The following is a 17,647-nucleotide window of genomic DNA, read 5'->3' on the forward strand; positions in this document are numbered from 1 at the left end:
CAGTTTCATAAATGACGCGCAGACTCTGTCTGATGTCGTTTGCGCAACAGCAATCCGCTGATAATGCTATAAAAATGGAAAATTCGTTATTGCAGCAAGCTGTTAGTAATAATAGTGCCGTTTGCGCAACGTCAGCCCCGGCAGGTAATAGTCTGATTTTGTCTCTCTTTTTTTGCTTTAACGATTCAACACTTAGTCTTTATAAACCAGTTATGCCAGGCTGCTGTGGCGAATAGCAAAATGTTCCATGTGCCCTAATCATTTAAAAGGATCATCTCAATGTCCAATCAAGACCAACAATCGCTAGTGCTCTGGTATAACCAGCTTGGCATGCATGATGTTGATCGGGTGGGAGGCAAAAATGCCTCTCTTGGAGAAATGATTACCAATTTGTCGTCGCTGGGCGTATCCGTCCCGAACGGCTTTGCCACGACGTCTGACGCGTTTAATCAGTTTCTCGACCAAAGCGGACTGAACCAGCGCATTTATGCACTACTGGATATCACGGATATTGATGACGTGGCGGCGCTGGCCCAGGCGGGCAAGCAGATCCGCCAGTGGGTCGTGGACACGCCGTTTCAGCCGGCGCTGGAAGCGGCTATTCGTACTGCTTATGAGCAGCTTTCTGCTGATGATGCCGACGCCTCTTTTGCCGTCCGCTCATCCGCGACTGCCGAGGATATGCCTGACGCCTCATTCGCCGGGCAGCAGGAGACCTTCCTCAACGTACAGGGGTTTGATGCCGTGCTGGTGGCGGTTAAGCACGTATACGCCTCGCTGTTTAACGATCGGGCTATCTCATACCGCGTGCATCAGGGCTACGATCATCGCGGCGTGGCGCTCTCGGCCGGGGTGCAGCGTATGGTTCGCTCCGATCTTGCCGCCTCTGGCGTGATGTTTACCATTGATACTGAGTCAGGTTTTGATCAGGTCGTCTTTATCACTTCAGCCTGGGGGCTGGGTGAGATGGTGGTACAGGGTGCGGTCAACCCGGATGAGTTTTATGTGCATAAACCGACGCTGGCGGCAAACCGCCCGGCTATTGTCAGGCGGACGATGGGGTCTAAAAAAATCCGCATGGTGTATGCCGATTCTCAGACGCATGGCGAGCAGGTGCGCATTGAGGATGTGGAGCAGGCAACGCGCGATCGTTTCAGCCTGACCGACGACGAAGTACAGGCGCTGGCACGCCAGGCGGTGCTGATTGAACAGCACTACAAGCGCCCGATGGACATCGAGTGGGCAAAAGACGGGCATACCGGCAAGCTCTATATCGTACAGGCGCGACCGGAAACCGTACGCTCGAATGGTCAGGTGATGGAGCGCTACAGCCTGCAGGGCACGGGCCAGGTGCTGGTTGAAGGACGCGCCATCGGTCACCGTATCGGTGCGGGTGAAGTCAAGGTGATCCACGATATCAGCGAAATGCACCGCATTGAGAAGGGCGACGTGCTGGTCACCGATATGACGGACCCGGACTGGGAACCTATCATGAAAAAAGCGTCGGCTATCGTGACCAACCGCGGCGGACGCACCTGCCATGCGGCGATCATTGCACGTGAGCTGGGGATCCCGGCGGTGGTGGGATGTGGTGATGCCACCGATCACCTGCGTGACGGGCATAAAGTGACGGTTTCCTGCGCCGAAGGCGATACCGGCTACGTCTACAATGACCTGCTCGATTTTGAGATCGCCAGCTCTCAGGTCGACTCGATGCCCGATCTGCCGCTTAAGATCATGATGAACGTCGGTAATCCCGATCGCGCGTTTGACTTCGCCTGTCTGCCCAACGAGGGCGTGGGTCTGGCGCGGCTGGAGTTTATTATCAACCGCATGATCGGCGTGCATCCTAAAGCGCTGCTGGAGTTTGATCAGCAGACGCCGGAGCTACAGCAGCAGATCCGCCAGATGATGAAAGGCTTTGACGATCCGGTTGAGTTCTATATCGCGCGCCTGACGGAGGGGATTGCTACCCTGGGCGCCGCCTTTGCGCCGAAGCGCGTGATTGTGCGCCTGTCCGATTTTAAATCGAACGAGTACGCCAATCTGGTCGGCGGAGAGCGCTACGAGCCGGAAGAGGAGAACCCGATGCTTGGCTTCCGGGGGGCCGGGCGCTACGTTGCTGACAGCTTCCGCGACTGTTTTGCGCTGGAGTGCGAAGCCGTGAAGCGGGTGCGCAATGAGATGGGGCTGAGTAACGTTGAAATCATGGTGCCTTTTGTGCGCACCGTTGACCAGGCGGAAGCGGTCGTGGCTGAACTGGCGAAGCACGGGCTGAAGCGCGGTGAAGCGGGTCTGAAGGTGATTATGATGTGTGAAATCCCGTCAAACGCGCTGCTGGCAGAACAGTTTTTGCAGCACTTCGACGGTTTCTCCATCGGTTCCAACGATATGACGCAGCTGGCACTGGGGCTGGATCGCGATTCTGGCGTGGTGTCTGCTCTGTTTGATGAGCGCAATGAAGCGGTGAAAGCGCTGCTTTCGATGGCGATTCAGGCCGCAAAAAAACAGGGCAAATATGTCGGTATCTGCGGACAGGGTCCTTCAGATCATCAGGATTTTGCCGCGTGGCTGATGGAGCAGGGCATTGACAGCCTGTCGCTTAATCCGGATACGGTGGTGGAAACCTGGCTGAGCCTGGCTGAGATTGACTCTGCTCAGCGCGCTTAACCTCTGAGCATGGCGCGTAAGGTTATACCGTACGCGTCATGATTCATGCAGGCTTAAGCTGCGGATGAGCCACTGTTTCAGCATAATAACCCTGATTTTTAGCTGCTAAGCATCCCGCCTGTTCAGATAGCATGCAGTGCTACAGCGGGCGCTGAATGCAGGCCAAAAAAAAGCCCATCACAGGGGATGGGCAAAGACTACACACAGCAATTCTTTTACGTTACTCAGGGGAAAAAGGTTGTTTAAAAATCAGTAGGTTGATTTCCAACATGAGAAACATATTATTTATTGCGCCTGCTATAGTCTTTAAGAATCCTCTTATTAGTTTAAAGCTGATAATCTTTTATCGCCTCTTTTGCCCGCTGCATCGGGCGATTCAGTATGAAAAATAATCATTCCAGCCAGCGAAACGTCGTTAAGCGCTAAAAAGCGCGTTTTTTCTTAAAAACCGTTTATGAAAAACAGCGTGCCTGAAAAATGCCCGGGCATGAATGTTCAGGCCGCTGCGACCATCAGAGGTATCAGGGCAGCTCTTCATGCTCTGTCAGCGCTTCAATTGCCGTTTCCACATCATCATCCGGCGCCGGAGCCTCGTGCATCCAGACTGAAACCAGGCGATAAGAGACCGCCAGCACGACCGGGCCGATAAATAGGCCAATCATGCCAAAGGCGATCAGGCCGCCGATAACACCTGAGAGGATCAGAATCATGGGTAAATCGGCACCCATGCGAATCAGCACCGGACGTAACACGTTGTCGAGCGTGCCGACAATACAGCTCCAGACCAGCAGCACCGTGCCCCACGTCGTATCACCGCTCCAGTAGAGCCAGATAATCGCGGGTACCAGAACAATCAGCGGACCCAGCTGGACCAGGCAGGTCAGGATCATCAGCACCGTCAGCAGCGTGGCATAAGGTATGCCCGAGATCGCCAGTCCGATCCCGCCTAATACCCCCTGCACCAGCGCCGTGACGACAACACCCAGCGCAACGGCCCGTATTGCCTGTCCGGCCAGCAGCACCGCAGCATCGCCACGGGGCCCCCCCATACGGTAGGCGAAGTGGCGGATACCCTGTCCCACCTGCTCACCGCGCCAGTAAAGCAGCACGCTGAATAACAGCATCAGCGCCAGATGCAGCATAAAGCGGCCAAAATGTCCCGCCTGTGCGACAAAGAAGCCCGTGGTGCGACCAATATAGGGCTGCACCTGACGCATGATCGCTGAACCGCCTCCATCCACCAGCTTATGGTAACTGACATAGAGCTTGTTGCCGGCATACGGGATCTCCCGCAGCCAGGCGAATTCCGGCATCAGCAGATGGCGCTGAGTAGCCCAGGCGATAACCGGGGCGCTGTTGTCAATCAGGCTGCTGACCAGCAGCGCAATCGGAATGATAAACAGCAGCAGCAGCAGAATCGTCATGGCGATAACGGCCAGGGAGCGGCGTCCCCACAGCAGATGCTGCAGGCGAATCATGAGTGGCCAGGTTGCGATAACAACCATGCTTGCCCAGGCAAAGCCCAGAATAAAAGGCTGTACCACCCAGAGACAGGCGATAATCATCAGCAAAATAAACATCAGTGAGAACAGCAGTTGCGGCAGATCCACACCGCGTTGCAGGCTTTTCATAACAGCGATTTAACCTCAGTTAATCCTTCAGGAAGGGCCCCTGGCCCGGGATCATCATGCGCTATTTCCTGAAAATTAAACAGGAAAAGCAGGGCCACAGAAGCGGGGAAGGGAAATGCCAGCAGACAGGAAAAAAATGTGATACAACCAGACGTTAAAAAATTACTACGCAAACGTTTACAACATCCCGGTCACGACACCATGATCCCACAAATTCCGCAGGCTCCTGGCCTGGTTCAGCAAGTTCTCGCCTTTTTGCAGGCGCTCAAAGAGCAGGGTTTTACCGGCGATACCGCTACCAGCTATGCCGACCGTCTCTCACTCTCTACGGATAACAGCATCTATCAGCTTCTGCCGGATGCGGCACTGTTTCCGCGTTCGACCGCAGATATCGCTCTGATTGCGCGGCTCGCCGGTGAGGACGCTTTTGCCAGCCTGACGTTTACGCCACGCGGCGGCGGCACCGGCACTAACGGACAGTCGCTGAATCAGGGCATTGTGGTTGATATGTCGCGCTACATGAACCGCATTCTGGAGATCAACACCGAACAGGGCTGGGTGCGGGTTGAGGCGGGAGTAGTGAAAGATCAGCTCAACGCCTGGCTCCGGCCATACGGTTTCTTCTTTTCCCCGGAGCTCTCCACCAGTAACCGCGCCACGCTGGGCGGCATGATCAACACCGATGCCTCAGGTCAGGGATCGCTGGTATATGGTAAAACTTCCGATCATGTCGAGGGGTTACGCGCGGTGCTGCTGGGCGGCGATATCCTTGATACGCGCGCCATACCGGTGGCGCTGGCGGAGCAGCTCGCCGCAACGCCGACGCCTGAGGGCCGCATCTACCAGACGGTGCTGCAAAGCTGTCGTGAGCAGCGCGCGCTGATCCTTGAAAAATTTCCAAAGCTTAACCGCTTCCTGACCGGTTACGATTTACGCCACGTCTTCAGTGATGACATGCAGCAGGTCGATCTCACGCGGCTGTTGTGCGGTGCCGAGGGCACGCTGGCGTTTATTACGGAAGCGCGTCTTGATATCACGCCAATCCCCAAAGTCCGTCGTCTGGTTAACGTTAAATATGAGTCTTTCGACTCCGCGCTGCGCAACGCTTCATTTATGGTAAAAGCGCAGGCGCTGTCAGTGGAGACGGTGGATTCAAAAGTACTGAATCTGGCGCGGGAAGATATTGTCTGGCACTCCGTTAAAGAACTGATCACCGATATCCCGGATAAAACGATGCTGGGACTGAATATCGTGGAGTTTGCCGGCGATGATGGCGCACTTATCGAACAGCAAATCGCCCGTCTCTGCGACCGGCTGGATACGCTGATGGCTGAGCGGCAGGGTGGCGTCATAGGTTATCAGATCTGTAATGAACTGGCTGAGGTCGAGCGTATTTACGCGATGCGTAAGAAGGCGGTTGGCCTGCTGGGCAATGCACAGGGGCGCGCCAAGCCAATTCCGTTTGTGGAAGATACGGCGGTGCCGCCGGAGCAGCTGGCCGATTATATTGGTGAGTTTCGCGCGCTGCTGGATAGCCACGGCCTGAGCTACGGTATGTTTGGCCATGTTGATGCGGGCGTGCTGCACGTGCGTCCGGCACTGGATATGTGCGATCCGCAGCAGGTGCTGCTGATGAAGCAGATTTCAGATGAAGTGGTCGCGCTGACGGCCCGTTACGGCGGGTTACTGTGGGGGGAGCATGGCAAAGGTTTCCGCGCGCAGTATAGTCCGGCCTTTTTCGGTGAAACGCTGTTTACCGAGCTGCGTCGTATCAAACGCGCGTTCGATCCCGATAACCGGCTGAATCCGGGTAAAATCTGCACGCCGCTGGAGAGCGATGCGCCGATGATGCAGGTGAATGGCGCGATGCGCGGCGATCTGGATCGTCAGATCCCGCTGACGGTACGCACCAGCTGGCGCGGCGCGATGGAGTGCAACGGCAACGGCCTCTGCTTCAATTTTGATGTGCGCAGCCCGATGTGTCCGTCGATGAAAATCACCCGCAATCGTATTCACTCGCCGAAAGGACGCGCGACGCTGACGCGTGAATGGCTGCGCCTGCTGTCGGAGCAGGGCGTTGATCCTGACCAGCTTGAGCAGGCGCTGCCGCAGCAGGGAGCCAGCCTGCGTATGCTGATCCAGCGTACGCGTAACAGCTGGCACGCTAACCGCGGAGAGTACGATTTTTCCCATGAGGTAAAAGAGGCGATGTCGGGCTGTCTGGCCTGTAAAGCCTGTTCGACCCAGTGCCCGATTAAAATCGATGTGCCCGATTTCCGCGCGCGCTTTTTACAACTTTACCATACGCGCTATCTGCGACCGGTCAGCGATCACCTGGTGGCCAGCGTAGAGAGCTATGCGCCGCTGATGGCGAAAGCGCCAAAGGTGTTCAATTTCTTCCTGCAGCAGCCGTGGATGCGCGAATTCAGCAAAACGCATATCGGTATGGTGGATTTGCCTCAGCTCTCCGCACCTAACCTTAAACAGCGTCTGAGCGGGCATCCGGCAATGAACCTGACGCTGGAGCAGCTGGAAGCGATGGATAGCGCAGCGCGGCAGCAGTGCGTGCTGGTGGTGCAGGACCCGTTTACCAGCTACTACGAAGCGCAGCTGGTGACCGACTTTATTTCACTGATTGAAAAGCTGGGTTACCGTCCGGTGCTGCTGCCTTTCTCTCCCAACGGCAAAGCGCAGCATGTTAAGGGGTTTCTGCAGCGTTTCGCCCGTACCGCAGCGAAAACTGCTGAACTGCTCAATCGGGTGGCAAAACTGGGGATCCCGATGGTCGGGGTCGACCCGGCCACTGTGCTCTGCTATCGCGATGAGTATCAGCAGGTACTGAAAAGCAAGCGCGGTGATTTCAGCGTGCTACTGGTGCATGAGTGGCTGCAGCAGGCGCTGGCTGATGGCGTAAATCAGCCGGTCAGCGGCGAGCCCTGGTATCTGTTTGCGCACTGTACGGAAGTGACCGCGCTGCCCGCTACGCCGGATCAATGGCAGAAGATATTTGCCCGCTTCGGTGCCCGGCTGGAAAATATCAATACCGGCTGCTGCGGCATGGCGGGGACGTATGGCCACGAGGCGCAGCATCTGGAGAACTCGCTCGGCATCTATGCGCTCTCCTGGCATCCGCAGCTGCAGCGGCTGCCGCGCCAGCGCTGTCTGGCGACCGGCTTTTCCTGTCGCAGCCAGGTGAAACGTGCCGAAGGCAACGGCATGCGTCATCCTTTACAGGCGCTGCTGGAATTGATGTAAACAAAATGTAGGAGCCGTCACAAAGCTGGATTAGAATATCCAGCCAGCGTGGCGGACAAAATCACGCTGCAGGCCCGTTATCTGGTCCCAGTCGCCGCTTTGTGCAAGCTTTTGGCATAAATGCGTCAGCGACTGGCGGGCGAACTGATACGCCTGCAGGCGAAACAGCCGGTCACGGTCATCGTTGCCCATCTCCTGAATCAGGCGATGGTGCAGCTTGCCTAAGGCGTGCAGATAGCTGCGATCGTCGCCGTTGATATCGCAGATTTCCGCCATATCCAGGCAGGTATCGTTAAACCGGCGCAGCTGCTCCAGTGAGCACTCTGGCCGGTTGAGTCTGGCTTCGGCCAGATAAAAATCTACGGTGATGTCGCGCACGGCAAATCGGTAGTCGCTGATTTTGTGTTGTAACCAGGCTGAAACGGTACGTGTCATAGCGCCGCCTAAATAGTTAATGATAATCATTATCATATTAAACTGCGTCAGGAATGCAATTCCCGCTAAAGAAATATATTGATGTCTGTAACCTGTTACTAAAATCGGCAATAACAATCTCTTTACATTCGGTAAAGGCGTAACCTGTATACAGGTTAATTGCTTTAGGGCCGGTTTTTATAAAATGTGACGATATCAATAGGTTGTAATATTTGTCCCGAATAAAAACTGTCTGTTACAGGCCGTACTAAAGGGACTATGCTTAATAATTAAGCAGAAAAAACAGCACGAGATGATTATCCCTGCAAAACAAGAGGTTGAAGTGATAGGCGATATCACTACCATAGGGGGATAGCCTGAGAAGGTCCAGACTTGCGAGGTACAACGATGTCATCAGTAAACGCCGCGTCCTTTTCGCCTGACGATTTTGTCTGGAAAGGACTTACGCTGACCGAGTCGGCAGCGAAACAGATCCTGACTCTGGTTGAACAGGACCCGGAAGTAAAGGGTCTGAAACTGAGCGTGAAACAATCTGGCTGTGCCGGTTTTGGTTATGTCATGGATCTGGTAAAAGAGCCAGCCGATGACGATCTGCAGTTTGAGCAGTTTGGCGCAAAACTCTTTGTGCCGCTTCAGGCAATGCCGTTTGTCGACGGCACCGAGCTGGACTACGTCCGTGAAGGCCTGAACCAGATCTTTAAATTCAATAACCCTAAAGCTCAGCACGCCTGCGGGTGCGGTGAAAGCTTTGGCGTCGAGTAAGTGAAATATGTCACGACATAGCGAAGCATCTGATGATGTACAGACTTGGGAAGGCAAGCTCAACTACAAAGAGGGCTTCTTTACCCGGTTACAAACCGACGAACTGGCACACGGCATTAATGAAGATGTCGTGCGTGCGATCTCGGCTAAACGTAATGAACCCGAATGGATGCTTGAGTTCCGGCTCAAGGCTTTCCGTGCCTGGCTTGAAATGGAAGAGCCGCACTGGTTAAAAGCGCACTATGACAAGCTCGACTATCAGGATTACAGCTACTTTTCTGCGCCATCATGCGGGAACTGTGACGACAGCTGCGCATCTGAGCCGGGTGCAACCCAGGCGTCGGGCAGCGTGGCCTCCAGTGACTACCTGACTCAGGAAGTGGAAGACGCGTTTAATCAGCTGGGTGTTCCGGTACGTGAAGGTAAAGAGGTCGCTGTCGATGCGATTTTCGATTCCGTGTCGGTCTCAACCACCTACCGTGACAAGCTGGCCAAACAGGGCATTATCTTCTGCTCATTTGGTGAAGCGATCCATGACCATCCGGAACTGGTACAGAAGTATCTGGGTACTGTCGTGCCACACAATGATAACTTCTTTGCTGCGCTTAACTCAGCGGTAGCCTCCGATGGCACCTTTGTTTATATCCCGAAAGGGGTACGCTGCCCGATGGAGCTGTCGACCTATTTCCGCATCAACGCGGCGAAAACAGGTCAGTTTGAGCGCACCATTCTGATTGCAGATGAAGACAGCTATGTCAGCTATATCGAGGGCTGCTCGGCGCCGGTACGTGACACTTATCAGCTGCACGCAGCGGTCGTTGAAGTCATCATCCATAAAAATGCTGAAGTGAAATATTCCACGGTACAGAACTGGTTCCCTGGCGGCGAAGGTGAGGGCGGTATCCTCAACTTCGTTACCAAGCGCGCCCTGTGCGAAGGCGATCACAGCAAGATGTCCTGGACGCAGTCTGAGACCGGCTCTGCGATTACCTGGAAATATCCAAGCTGTATCCTGCGCGGTGACTACTCCGTAGGTGAGTTCTACTCGGTTGCCCTGACCAGCGGTCGCCAGCAGGCGGATACCGGTACCAAAATGATCCATATCGGTAAAAACACCAAATCGACCATTATCTCTAAAGGGATATCGGCGGGTAAAAGCCAGAATACCTACCGCGGTCTGGTGAAAATCATGCCGACGGCAACCAATGCGCGTAACTTTACGCAGTGTGACTCGATGCTGATTGGTCCCGATTGCGGTGCGCATACTTTCCCGTATGTAGAAACGCGCAACAACACAGCGCAGCTTGAGCATGAAGCCACTACGTCACGTATTGGCGAAGATCAGATGTTCTACTGCCTGCAGCGCGGCATCAGCGAAGAAGATGCGATCTCTATGATCGTCAACGGCTTCTGTAAAGATGTTTTCTCCGAGCTGCCACTGGAATTTGCCGTGGAAGCACAAAAACTGTTAGCGATCAGCCTTGAGCACAGTGTCGGCTGATGCCACACGCGTTGCCGGAAGCAATGTGAAGGAATAAGTATGTTAAGTATTAAAGATTTACAGGTTAGCGTTGAAGATAAAGAGATTTTGCGCGGTCTGAACCTGGAAGTTAAACCAGGTGAAGTCCACGCCATTATGGGCCCGAATGGCTCAGGTAAAAGTACGCTTTCAGCAACGCTGGCGGGTCGCGAAGATTACGAGATCACCGGTGGCTCCGTCACCTTTAAAGAGAAAGATCTGCTGGCGCTGGAACCTGAAGAGCGTGCCGGAGAAGGCATCTTTATGGCGTTCCAGTACCCGGTAGAGATCCCGGGTGTCAGCAACCAGTTTTTCCTGCAGACCTCCGTTAATGCAGTACGCAAATATCGCGAGCAGGAAGAGCTGGATCGCTTCGACTTCCAGGATTTTATCGAAGATAAGATCAAGCTGCTGAAAATGCCGGAAGATTTGCTGACGCGTTCAGTTAACGTCGGCTTCTCCGGTGGTGAGAAGAAGCGCAATGATATTCTGCAGATGGCGGCGCTGGAGCCGGAACTCTGCATTCTCGATGAGACCGATTCGGGTCTGGATATTGATGCCCTGAAAATCGTGTCTGAGGGCGTTAACAGCCTGCGCGACGGTAAGCGCTCTTTCATCATCGTAACGCACTATCAGCGTATCCTGGATTACATTAAGCCGGATCACGTGCACGTTCTTTATCAGGGTAAAATCGTTAAGTCTGGCGACTTTTCACTGGTGAAACAGCTGGAGGAGCAAGGCTATGGCTGGCTTACCGACGAAGAGTGATAATGCCCTGCAGCAGTGGCACCATCTGTTTGAGTCTCGCGGCGAGCAGCGCTCGCTGCAGGCGCAGCAGCACTGGCAGCAGCTGATGCGTGAAGGCTTGCCCACCCGCAAGCATGAAAACTGGAAATATACATCGCTGGAGAGCCTGCTGGGACAGCACTTTGTGCTGCCTTCCGCGCAGAGTCTCAGCCGTGAGCAGGCGGATGCGCTGGCGCTGCCGCTGGACGCGGTACGACTGGTATTTGTTGATGGCCGCTTCCAGCCTGCGCTGAGCAGCACGGAAACCGATCTGTTTGAGATCCAGCACGTTCAGGCAGCGGAGCGTCGCGATTTGCCGGCGCCGGTACAGCCGGAGATCTTCCTGCATCTGACAGAGAGCCTGGCAGAAGAGGTGACGACGATTCGTCTGGCGCGCGGCAAAGCGGCTACCCGCCCACTCTACCTGCTGCATATCACCAGCGGTCAGGCAGATGCGCTCAATACCGTGCACCATCGTCATCATGTAGAGCTGGAGCAGAGTGCGGTAGCGGAAATCGTTGAGCACTATGTCACGCTGAATGACGCGGCGCACTTTACCGGCGCGCGGATCACCTTTGCCGTAGCGGATAATGCGCAGCTGAAACATACCAAGCTCGCCTTTGAAACCAGCAGCAGCTATCACTTTGCGCATAATGACATTGTGATGGGTCAGGATGCGCGCGTCAGCAGCACCAGCTTCCTGCTGGGCGCCGGCCTGTCACGTCATAACACCAGCACGCAGCTGAATGGCGAAAACAGCGAGCTGGCAATGAACAGCCTGGTCCTGCCGGTGGGCAGCGAAATCGCAGATACCCGCAGCTATCTGGAGCACAACAAAGGCCACTGCCTGAGTCGTCAGCTGCATAAAACCATTTCGCGCGAAAAAGGCCGTGCCGTCTTCAATGGTCACATCAAAGTGGCACAGCACGCGCTGAAAACCGATGGCCAGATGACCAACAATAATCTGCTGCTGGGCCGGCTGGCGGAAGTCGATACCAAGCCACAGCTGGAGATCTACGCCGATGACGTAAAATGCAGCCATGGTGCCACCATCGGCCGCATTGATGATGAGCAGATGTTTTATCTGCGCTCGCGCGGTATCGCTGAAGAAGCGGCGCAGCAGATGATCATCCACGCTTTTGCCGCCGAACTGACCGAAACGCTGGATGATGACATTCTGCGTCAGGCGGTGCTGGCACGCATCTCACAGCGTTTCCCTGGAGTACATTCATGAGTTTCGATTCCGAACGAGTCAGAGCGGAGTTTCCGATCCTGAGTCGTGAGGTCAACGGACACCCGCTGGCCTACCTTGACAGCGCGGCCAGCGCGCAGCGTCCGCTCGCGGTAATCAACGCGGAAAGTCATTTTTACCAGCACGGCTACGCCGCCGTGCATCGCGGCATCCATTCGCTTAGCGCGCAGGCCACCAGCGATATGGAAGCGGTACGCGCGCAGGCTGCGGCCTTTCTGAATGCGGCTTCGCATGAAGAGATTATCTTTGTTAAAGGCACAACCGAAGGCATTAATCTGGTAGCCAATAGCTGGGGCGGCAGTCAGCTGCAGCCCGGTGACAATCTCATCATTACCGAGATGGAGCATCACGCTAACATCGTGCCGTGGCAGATGGTGGCACAGCGCACCGGTGCTGAGATCCGCGTCCTGCCGCTCAGCGATAGCGGTGAACTGGCTACAGAGCAGCTTGCTTCGCTTATCGACAGCCGTACCCGGCTGCTGGCGGTCACGCACGTCTCTAACGTGCTGGGCACCGTTAACCCGGTTAAGGCGCTGGTCGCTCAGGCGAAAGCAGCCGGCCTGGTGACACTGATTGATGGCGCGCAGGCGGTGATGCATCACGCCGTTGACGTGCAGGATATCGACTGTGATTTCTACGTTTTCTCCGGACATAAGATTTACGGTCCGACCGGTATCGGCGTACTCTATGCGCGTAAAGCGCTACAGGAGCAGATGCCGCCGTGGGAAGGCGGGGGGGCCATGATTGACCAGGTCATGCTGCCGGTGGGAACCACCTGGAACAGCGCGCCGTGGCGCTTTGAAGCGGGTACGCCTAATACCGGCGGTATCATCGGTCTGGGTGCTGCACTGAATTGGGTAAGTGAACTGGGTCTTGATGCTATTCATGCACGCGAAAGCGCGCTGATGCGTTACGCGCTGGACAAACTCGCTTCAGTACCGGACATCGTGCTTTATGGTCCAGCGCAGCGCAGCGGGGTAATCGCCTTTAACCTGGGTAAACATCACGCCTTTGACGTTGGCAGCTTCCTCGATCAGTATGGTATTGCCATTCGCACCGGTCACCACTGTGCGATGCCGCTGATGCGCCACTATGCCGTACCGGCGATGTGTCGCGCCTCCTTCGCGCTCTATAATACCGAAGATGAGGCAGATCGGCTGGCCGCTGGCCTGACGCGTATCCATCGCCTGCTGGGCTAAGCAGATTTCAGGAGTAACAGATGGCGAACCTGCCGGAAAAAGAGAAGCTGGTGCGCAACTTTAATCGTTGCGCTAACTGGGAAGAGAAGTACCTTTACATCATTGAGCTGGGTGCAAAATTACCAGAATCCTCTGAAAGCCTGCATCAGCCTGAGTATGTCATTTCAGGCTGTCAGAGCCAGGTCTGGATCCGCATGACGCCGCAGGCGGATGGATCGATGGCGTTTGAAGGGGATAGCGACGCAGCTATTGTTAAGGGATTGATTGCAGTAGTATTTAGTCTCTATCAGGGGCTGAAACCGCAGGAGATCCTCGAGCTGGATGTGCGCCACTGGTTTGCGGAACTGGCGCTGACTCAGCACCTGACGCCGACGCGTTCTCAGGGGCTGGAAGCGATGATCCGCGCTATCCGTCATAACGCTCAGCAGCTCTGCTAAGGTACACTCTTCAGACCCCGGTTTAGCCGGGGTCTTTTCCATCCAGAAAGAGAAACCTGCATGAAACCTGCGTTACGTTTAGCTGGTGCACTGCTGCTGTCCTGCTTTGGACTCTCTGCACCTTCAATGGCTACTGAATATCCTCTCCCTGCCGACGACAGCCGCCTGATCGGCGAAAACGTTCTGACCACTATCTCTGATAACAAACAGCCGCTGGAGAGCGTGGCAGCGCGCTACAGCACAGGACTGCTCGGCCTGCTGGAAGCAAACCCCGGCGTTGATCCCTGGCTGCCGGCGGCAGGTACGCAGATCACCGTGCCGCTGCAAATGCTGTTGCCGGATGCGCCGCGCAAAGGGATTGTGGTTAATCTGGCTGAGCTGCGCCTCTACTACTATCCGCCGGGAGAAAACCGCGTGGTGGTCTATCCAATCGGCATTGGCCAGTTAGGCGCTGCGACGCCCGACATGGTAACGCGTATCAGCCAGAAAATTCCCAACCCGACCTGGACACCGACGCCAAATATTCGCAAGCGCTATGCGAAAGAGGGCGTGACGCTGCCGGTGACGGTTCCGGCCGGCCCTGACAATCCGATGGGGCTATTCGCCCTGCGTCTGGCGTATGGCAAGGGACACTACCTGATTCACGGCACTAACGCTGACTTTGGCATCGGCATGCGCGTCAGCTCCGGCTGTATTCGCCTGCGTCCCGCTGATATTGAAGCGCTGTTCAACAGCGTCCCGGCAGGCACGCGCGTTCAGATTGTTAATCAGCCGGTGAAATACGCCATCGAACCAGACGGTAAACGCTATATTGAGGTTCATCAGCCGCTGTCGCGCAGTGAAAAAGATGATCCGCAGACGCAGCCGCTGGTGCGCAGCACCGCTCTGAAAGCCTTTAGCCGCAGTGCGAAAAGCGACAGTGCGCTGATTGAGGAGGCGATGACGCGCCGTTCAGGTATGCCGGTGCTGGTCAGCAGCGGCGAGCCGGTTGCCGCAGAGACGGCAGAGCAGGTTGCAGCAGAGCCGCAGGGCTGAAGTCAGCCGGTCAGACAGCGCCACCGGGCGCTGGAATTAGGACAAAAAAAATGGTGCCACCAGGGCACCATTTTTCAAACCAGAACTCTTACTTACGGTAAGAGTGAGCCTGGTTGTCCAGACGCTGGTTAGCGCGAGCTGCGTCATCTTTAGCAGCCTGAACGTCAGAACGCACTGCGTTCACGTCGTTGCTCAGCTGGTCAACTTTAGCGTTCAGAGTCTGAACGTCTGAAGACAGCTGGTCGATTTTAGCGTTGCTTGAGCAACCAGCCAGCAGAGTTGAACCCAGGATTACCGCGCCCAGTACCAGTTTAGTACGTTTCATTTTATACCCTCTAGATTAAGTTAATCTCCATGTAGCGTTACAAGTATTGCACAAAGCTTTTTAAGTTGAGAATAAATTTTTGATGAGAACATGCTTAAATTTGATCGTTCGCTCAAAGAAGCAGCATCTGGCAGAATATGATGAAAATATTTAGCGAAAACAGAGGGATTTAATCGGATTAACCTTAATTCCACAACATATTGAATAGTTATTTTCGATTTGAATTTTTCTGATTATAGATTAGCGATGGAATAAAAAAAGCGCCGGTTAAGGCGCTTGTTTAAATAAAGTGTGACGTTAAATCAAATCACGTGCACGGAAGCGGTGTTAGTAGTTCCGCTTGGCACCAGGGCACCTGAAACCATCACAACCACATCACCTTTCTGCGCGTAGCCGCTTTCCAGCGCCAGCTCTTTACCAATGCGATAGAAATCATCGGTTGATTCAATGCGGGCGACCAGGCGAGTCTCGATACCTTTGCTCAGGATCAGCTGACGGGCAGTGGTCTGGTTGGTCGTCAGGGCGAGAATGGTTGCATCCGGGAAGTACTTACGTACTGATTTTGCTGATTTACCGCCCTCGGTGGCTACAACAATCAGTGGTGCTTCCAGTTTCTCTGCGGTCTCAACGGCACCACGGCAGACAGCTTCCGTAATACGCAGCTTGCGGGAATCTTTCAGCTCGTCGATGCGTGACTTCATCACGCGATCGGTACGCTCACAGATGGTGGCCATGATCGTGACCGACTCCAGCGGATAGCGGCCTTTGGCGCTCTCACCAGACAGCATCACAGCGTCAGTACCGTCAAGAATGGCGTTAGCCACGTCGCCCGCTTCAGCACGGGTAGGGCGCGGGTTTTTGATCATGGAGTCGAGCATCTGCGTAGCAGTGATGACCACTTTGCGGGCTTTGTTGCACTTTTTGATCATCATCTTCTGCGCGAAGATAACCTCTTCAACCGGGATCTCTACGCCCAGATCGCCACGCGCAACCATGATGCCGTCAGACGCTTCAAGAATTTCATCGAAGTTGTTAAGGCCTTCCTGGTTTTCGATCTTAGAGATGATCTGGATGTTTTCGCCGCCATGCGCTTTCAGATGCTCGCGGATCTCCAGCACGTCAGAGCGTTTACGAATAAACGACGCGGCGACAAAGTCCACTCCCTGCTCGCAGCCAAAAATCAGATCGCGCTTATCTTTTTCTGCCAGTGCAGGCAGCTGGATAGAGACGCCAGGCAGGTTAACGCCTTTGTTTTCGCCGAGGTCGCCGTTATTCAGCACTTCACACACTACGCTGTTTTCCGTGACTTCAGTAACGGTCATGCCAATCAGGCCATCGTCAACCAGAACCGTGTTGCCAATTTTCAGATCTTCAGTAAAACCGGCATAGGTAACAGCGACGCGTTCATGATTACCAATCACAGACTGATCGGTGGTAAAGGTAAAGGTCTGGCCCGCCTTGAGTGAAACGTCGTTGCCACCCTCCAGCTTCATGGTGCGGATTTCCGGTCCTTTGGTGTCCAGCAGAATCGCGGCCTGATGCCCCGTTTTTTCCATGACGGCACGCATATTTGCGATGCGCTGACCATGTTCGGCGTAATCACCGTGCGAGAAGTTGAGACGCATAACGTTCATGCCTGCTTCCAGCAGCTGGGTCAGCATCTCTTCTGATTCGGTTTTCGGCCCGATAGTACAAACAATCTTGGTCTTTTTCATGTCAGATATCTGTATGTTGTGATGGATGATAAAGGTCGGTATCCGATGCGCGGAGCACCGAAGTGAAAATGTGACGATTGTGGCTACGGATAATACAGAAGTAAGAATAGGTGACAGGAACTGAGCGTGCAGGGAAGTTATGCGTTGCAGAAGCAGGCCGGCAGAGCGGCGTTGCGCAAATCAGAGACATTGATGGCATAGGCACGTCAGCGCTGAAACCTTTCAGGTGAAACAACGAGCCATAGTATAATCGCTAAGTATGCGAAAACCAATATAAAAGCAGCAGGGGATAACGACCTGAATCAAGGAAAGCGACGTTGCGCAAGAAGAGGATACAGCGAAGTGGTGCGCTCTAATGGACTCGAACCATCGACCCCCACCATGTCAAGGTGGTGCTCTAACCAACTGAGCTAAGAGCGCGCAATACAGCAAACTGGTGCGTCCGAGTGGACTCGAACCACCGACCCCCACCATGTCAAGGTGGTGCTCTAACCAACTGAGCTACGGACGCACTTGGTGCGCTCTAATGGACTCGAACCATCGACCCCCACCATGTCAAGGTGGTGCTCTAACCAACTGAGCTAAGAGCGCAACACGCTGTCAGGGCGACAGCGGGGACGAATATT

At 54.6% G+C, this 17,647-nt stretch carries 13 protein-coding genes, 3 tRNA genes and 1 other RNA gene; 9 read left to right on the plus strand and 8 right to left on the minus strand.

Going from position 1 to position 17,647, the window contains the following annotated elements; all coding sequences use genetic code 11:
- Nucleotides 1-279: 279 nt before the first annotated feature.
- Nucleotides 280-2,670 (plus strand): phosphoenolpyruvate synthase, encoded by a 2,391-nt coding sequence (ppsA, locus tag C1Y41_RS03635; protein ID WP_071668771.1) that lies wholly within the window; start codon nt 280-282, stop codon nt 2,668-2,670.
- 162 nt (nt 2,671-2,832) lie between these two features.
- Here ppsA and rprA read toward each other — a convergent pair.
- Both rprA and ydiK read right to left on the minus strand, forming a co-directional pair.
- Nucleotides 2,833-2,941: antisense sRNA RprA (gene rprA / locus C1Y41_RS03640), an RNA gene on the minus strand.
- Nucleotides 2,942-3,191: 250 nt separating this feature from the next.
- Complete coding sequence (gene ydiK, locus C1Y41_RS03645) at nt 3,192-4,301, minus strand: AI-2E family transporter YdiK (protein ID WP_039384098.1); 1,110 nt, start codon at nt 4,299-4,301, stop codon at nt 3,192-3,194.
- A 201-nt stretch (nt 4,302-4,502) separates the two neighbouring features.
- On the opposite strand from ydiK, the gene C1Y41_RS03650 reads away from it, so the two are divergent.
- Nucleotides 4,503-7,556, plus strand: coding sequence for an FAD-binding and (Fe-S)-binding domain-containing protein (locus tag C1Y41_RS03650; protein ID WP_104084799.1), 3,054 nt, complete (start codon nt 4,503-4,505; stop codon nt 7,554-7,556).
- Nucleotides 7,557-7,586: 30 nt separating this feature from the next.
- On the opposite strand, the gene C1Y41_RS03655 is transcribed toward C1Y41_RS03650, so the two are convergent.
- Nucleotides 7,587-7,991 carry a hypothetical protein gene (locus C1Y41_RS03655; protein ID WP_039385821.1) on the minus strand — a complete coding sequence of 135 codons (405 nt, stop codon included), beginning with the start codon at nt 7,989-7,991 and terminating at the stop codon, nt 7,587-7,589.
- A 387-nt stretch (nt 7,992-8,378) separates the two neighbouring features.
- Between C1Y41_RS03655 and sufA the strand changes: the two genes are divergently transcribed.
- Genes sufA through C1Y41_RS03690 form a run of 7 tightly spaced genes read left to right on the plus strand, consistent with a single transcriptional unit; the run spans nt 8,379 to nt 14,981 of the window.
- Nucleotides 8,379-8,753 (plus strand): Fe-S cluster assembly scaffold SufA, encoded by a 375-nt coding sequence (gene sufA / locus C1Y41_RS03660; RefSeq protein ID WP_039384102.1) that lies wholly within the window; start codon nt 8,379-8,381, stop codon nt 8,751-8,753.
- Nucleotides 8,754-8,760: 7 nt separating this feature from the next.
- On the plus strand, nt 8,761-10,254 hold the full coding sequence (gene sufB / locus C1Y41_RS03665) for a Fe-S cluster assembly protein SufB (RefSeq protein WP_039384104.1): 1,494 nt from the start codon (nt 8,761-8,763) through the stop codon (nt 10,252-10,254).
- 39 nt (nt 10,255-10,293) lie between these two features.
- Nucleotides 10,294-11,040 (plus strand): Fe-S cluster assembly ATPase SufC, encoded by a 747-nt coding sequence (gene sufC / locus C1Y41_RS03670; RefSeq protein WP_039384106.1) that lies wholly within the window; start codon nt 10,294-10,296, stop codon nt 11,038-11,040.
- On the plus strand, nt 11,015-12,292 hold the full coding sequence (gene sufD / locus C1Y41_RS03675; protein ID WP_039384107.1) for a Fe-S cluster assembly protein SufD: 1,278 nt from the start codon (nt 11,015-11,017) through the stop codon (nt 12,290-12,292). Before sufC ends, sufD begins: the two co-directional genes overlap by 26 nt.
- Nucleotides 12,289-13,509 (plus strand): cysteine desulfurase SufS, encoded by a 1,221-nt coding sequence (gene sufS / locus C1Y41_RS03680; RefSeq protein ID WP_104084800.1) that lies wholly within the window; start codon nt 12,289-12,291, stop codon nt 13,507-13,509. Before sufD ends, sufS begins: the two co-directional genes overlap by 4 nt.
- A 20-nt stretch (nt 13,510-13,529) precedes the next feature.
- A complete protein-coding gene (gene sufE, locus C1Y41_RS03685) occupies nt 13,530-13,946 on the plus strand; it encodes a cysteine desulfuration protein SufE (RefSeq protein ID WP_071668772.1) in 417 nt (138 codons plus the stop codon).
- A 60-nt stretch (nt 13,947-14,006) separates the two neighbouring features.
- Nucleotides 14,007-14,981, plus strand: coding sequence for a L,D-transpeptidase family protein (locus tag C1Y41_RS03690; protein WP_039384113.1), 975 nt, complete (start codon nt 14,007-14,009; stop codon nt 14,979-14,981).
- 88 nt (nt 14,982-15,069) lie between these two features.
- On the opposite strand, the gene C1Y41_RS03695 is transcribed toward C1Y41_RS03690, so the two are convergent.
- The 5 genes from C1Y41_RS03695 to C1Y41_RS03715 all read right to left on the minus strand — a co-directional run bounded on the left by C1Y41_RS03695 (nt 15,070) and on the right by C1Y41_RS03715 (nt 17,612).
- Nucleotides 15,070-15,306 carry a major outer membrane lipoprotein gene (locus C1Y41_RS03695; protein WP_039384115.1) on the minus strand — a complete coding sequence of 79 codons (237 nt, stop codon included), beginning with the start codon at nt 15,304-15,306 and terminating at the stop codon, nt 15,070-15,072.
- 302 nt (nt 15,307-15,608) lie between these two features.
- Nucleotides 15,609-17,021 carry a pyruvate kinase PykF gene (pykF, locus tag C1Y41_RS03700; protein WP_039384119.1) on the minus strand — a complete coding sequence of 471 codons (1,413 nt, stop codon included), beginning with the start codon at nt 17,019-17,021 and terminating at the stop codon, nt 15,609-15,611.
- Between the two features lie 343 nt (nt 17,022-17,364).
- Nucleotides 17,365-17,441: transfer RNA gene (locus C1Y41_RS03705), tRNA-Val, on the minus strand.
- A gap of 14 nt (nt 17,442-17,455) precedes the next feature.
- Nucleotides 17,456-17,532, minus strand: a tRNA-Val gene (locus tag C1Y41_RS03710).
- Between the two features lie 3 nt (nt 17,533-17,535).
- Nucleotides 17,536-17,612, minus strand: a tRNA-Val gene (locus C1Y41_RS03715).
- Nucleotides 17,613-17,647 lie beyond the last annotated feature (35 nt).

The sequence above is a fragment of the Pantoea sp. ICBG 1758 genome (assembly GCF_002928325.1).
Taxonomy (GTDB): Bacteria; Pseudomonadota; Gammaproteobacteria; order Enterobacterales; family Enterobacteriaceae; genus Pantoea; species Pantoea eucrina.

What these genes read in the sequence shown, in the direction of transcription:
- ppsA (WP_071668771.1), top strand. Translation starts at nt 280, where the DNA reads ATGTCCAATCAAGACCAACAATCGCTAGTGCTCTGGTATAACCAGCTT.
- ydiK (WP_039384098.1), bottom strand. Translation starts at nt 4,301, where the DNA reads ATGAAAAGCCTGCAACGCGGTGTGGATCTGCCGCAACTGCTGTTCTCA.
- C1Y41_RS03650 (WP_104084799.1), top strand. Translation starts at nt 4,503, where the DNA reads ATGATCCCACAAATTCCGCAGGCTCCTGGCCTGGTTCAGCAAGTTCTC.
- C1Y41_RS03655 (WP_039385821.1), bottom strand. Translation starts at nt 7,991, where the DNA reads ATGACACGTACCGTTTCAGCCTGGTTACAACACAAAATCAGCGACTAC.
- sufA (WP_039384102.1), top strand. Translation starts at nt 8,379, where the DNA reads ATGTCATCAGTAAACGCCGCGTCCTTTTCGCCTGACGATTTTGTCTGG.
- sufB (WP_039384104.1), top strand. Translation starts at nt 8,761, where the DNA reads ATGTCACGACATAGCGAAGCATCTGATGATGTACAGACTTGGGAAGGC.
- sufC (WP_039384106.1), top strand. Translation starts at nt 10,294, where the DNA reads ATGTTAAGTATTAAAGATTTACAGGTTAGCGTTGAAGATAAAGAGATT.
- sufD (WP_039384107.1), top strand. Translation starts at nt 11,015, where the DNA reads ATGGCTGGCTTACCGACGAAGAGTGATAATGCCCTGCAGCAGTGGCAC.
- sufS (WP_104084800.1), top strand. Translation starts at nt 12,289, where the DNA reads ATGAGTTTCGATTCCGAACGAGTCAGAGCGGAGTTTCCGATCCTGAGT.
- sufE (WP_071668772.1), top strand. Translation starts at nt 13,530, where the DNA reads ATGGCGAACCTGCCGGAAAAAGAGAAGCTGGTGCGCAACTTTAATCGT.
- C1Y41_RS03690 (WP_039384113.1), top strand. Translation starts at nt 14,007, where the DNA reads ATGAAACCTGCGTTACGTTTAGCTGGTGCACTGCTGCTGTCCTGCTTT.
- C1Y41_RS03695 (WP_039384115.1), bottom strand. Translation starts at nt 15,306, where the DNA reads ATGAAACGTACTAAACTGGTACTGGGCGCGGTAATCCTGGGTTCAACT.
- pykF (WP_039384119.1), bottom strand. Translation starts at nt 17,021, where the DNA reads ATGAAAAAGACCAAGATTGTTTGTACTATCGGGCCGAAAACCGAATCA.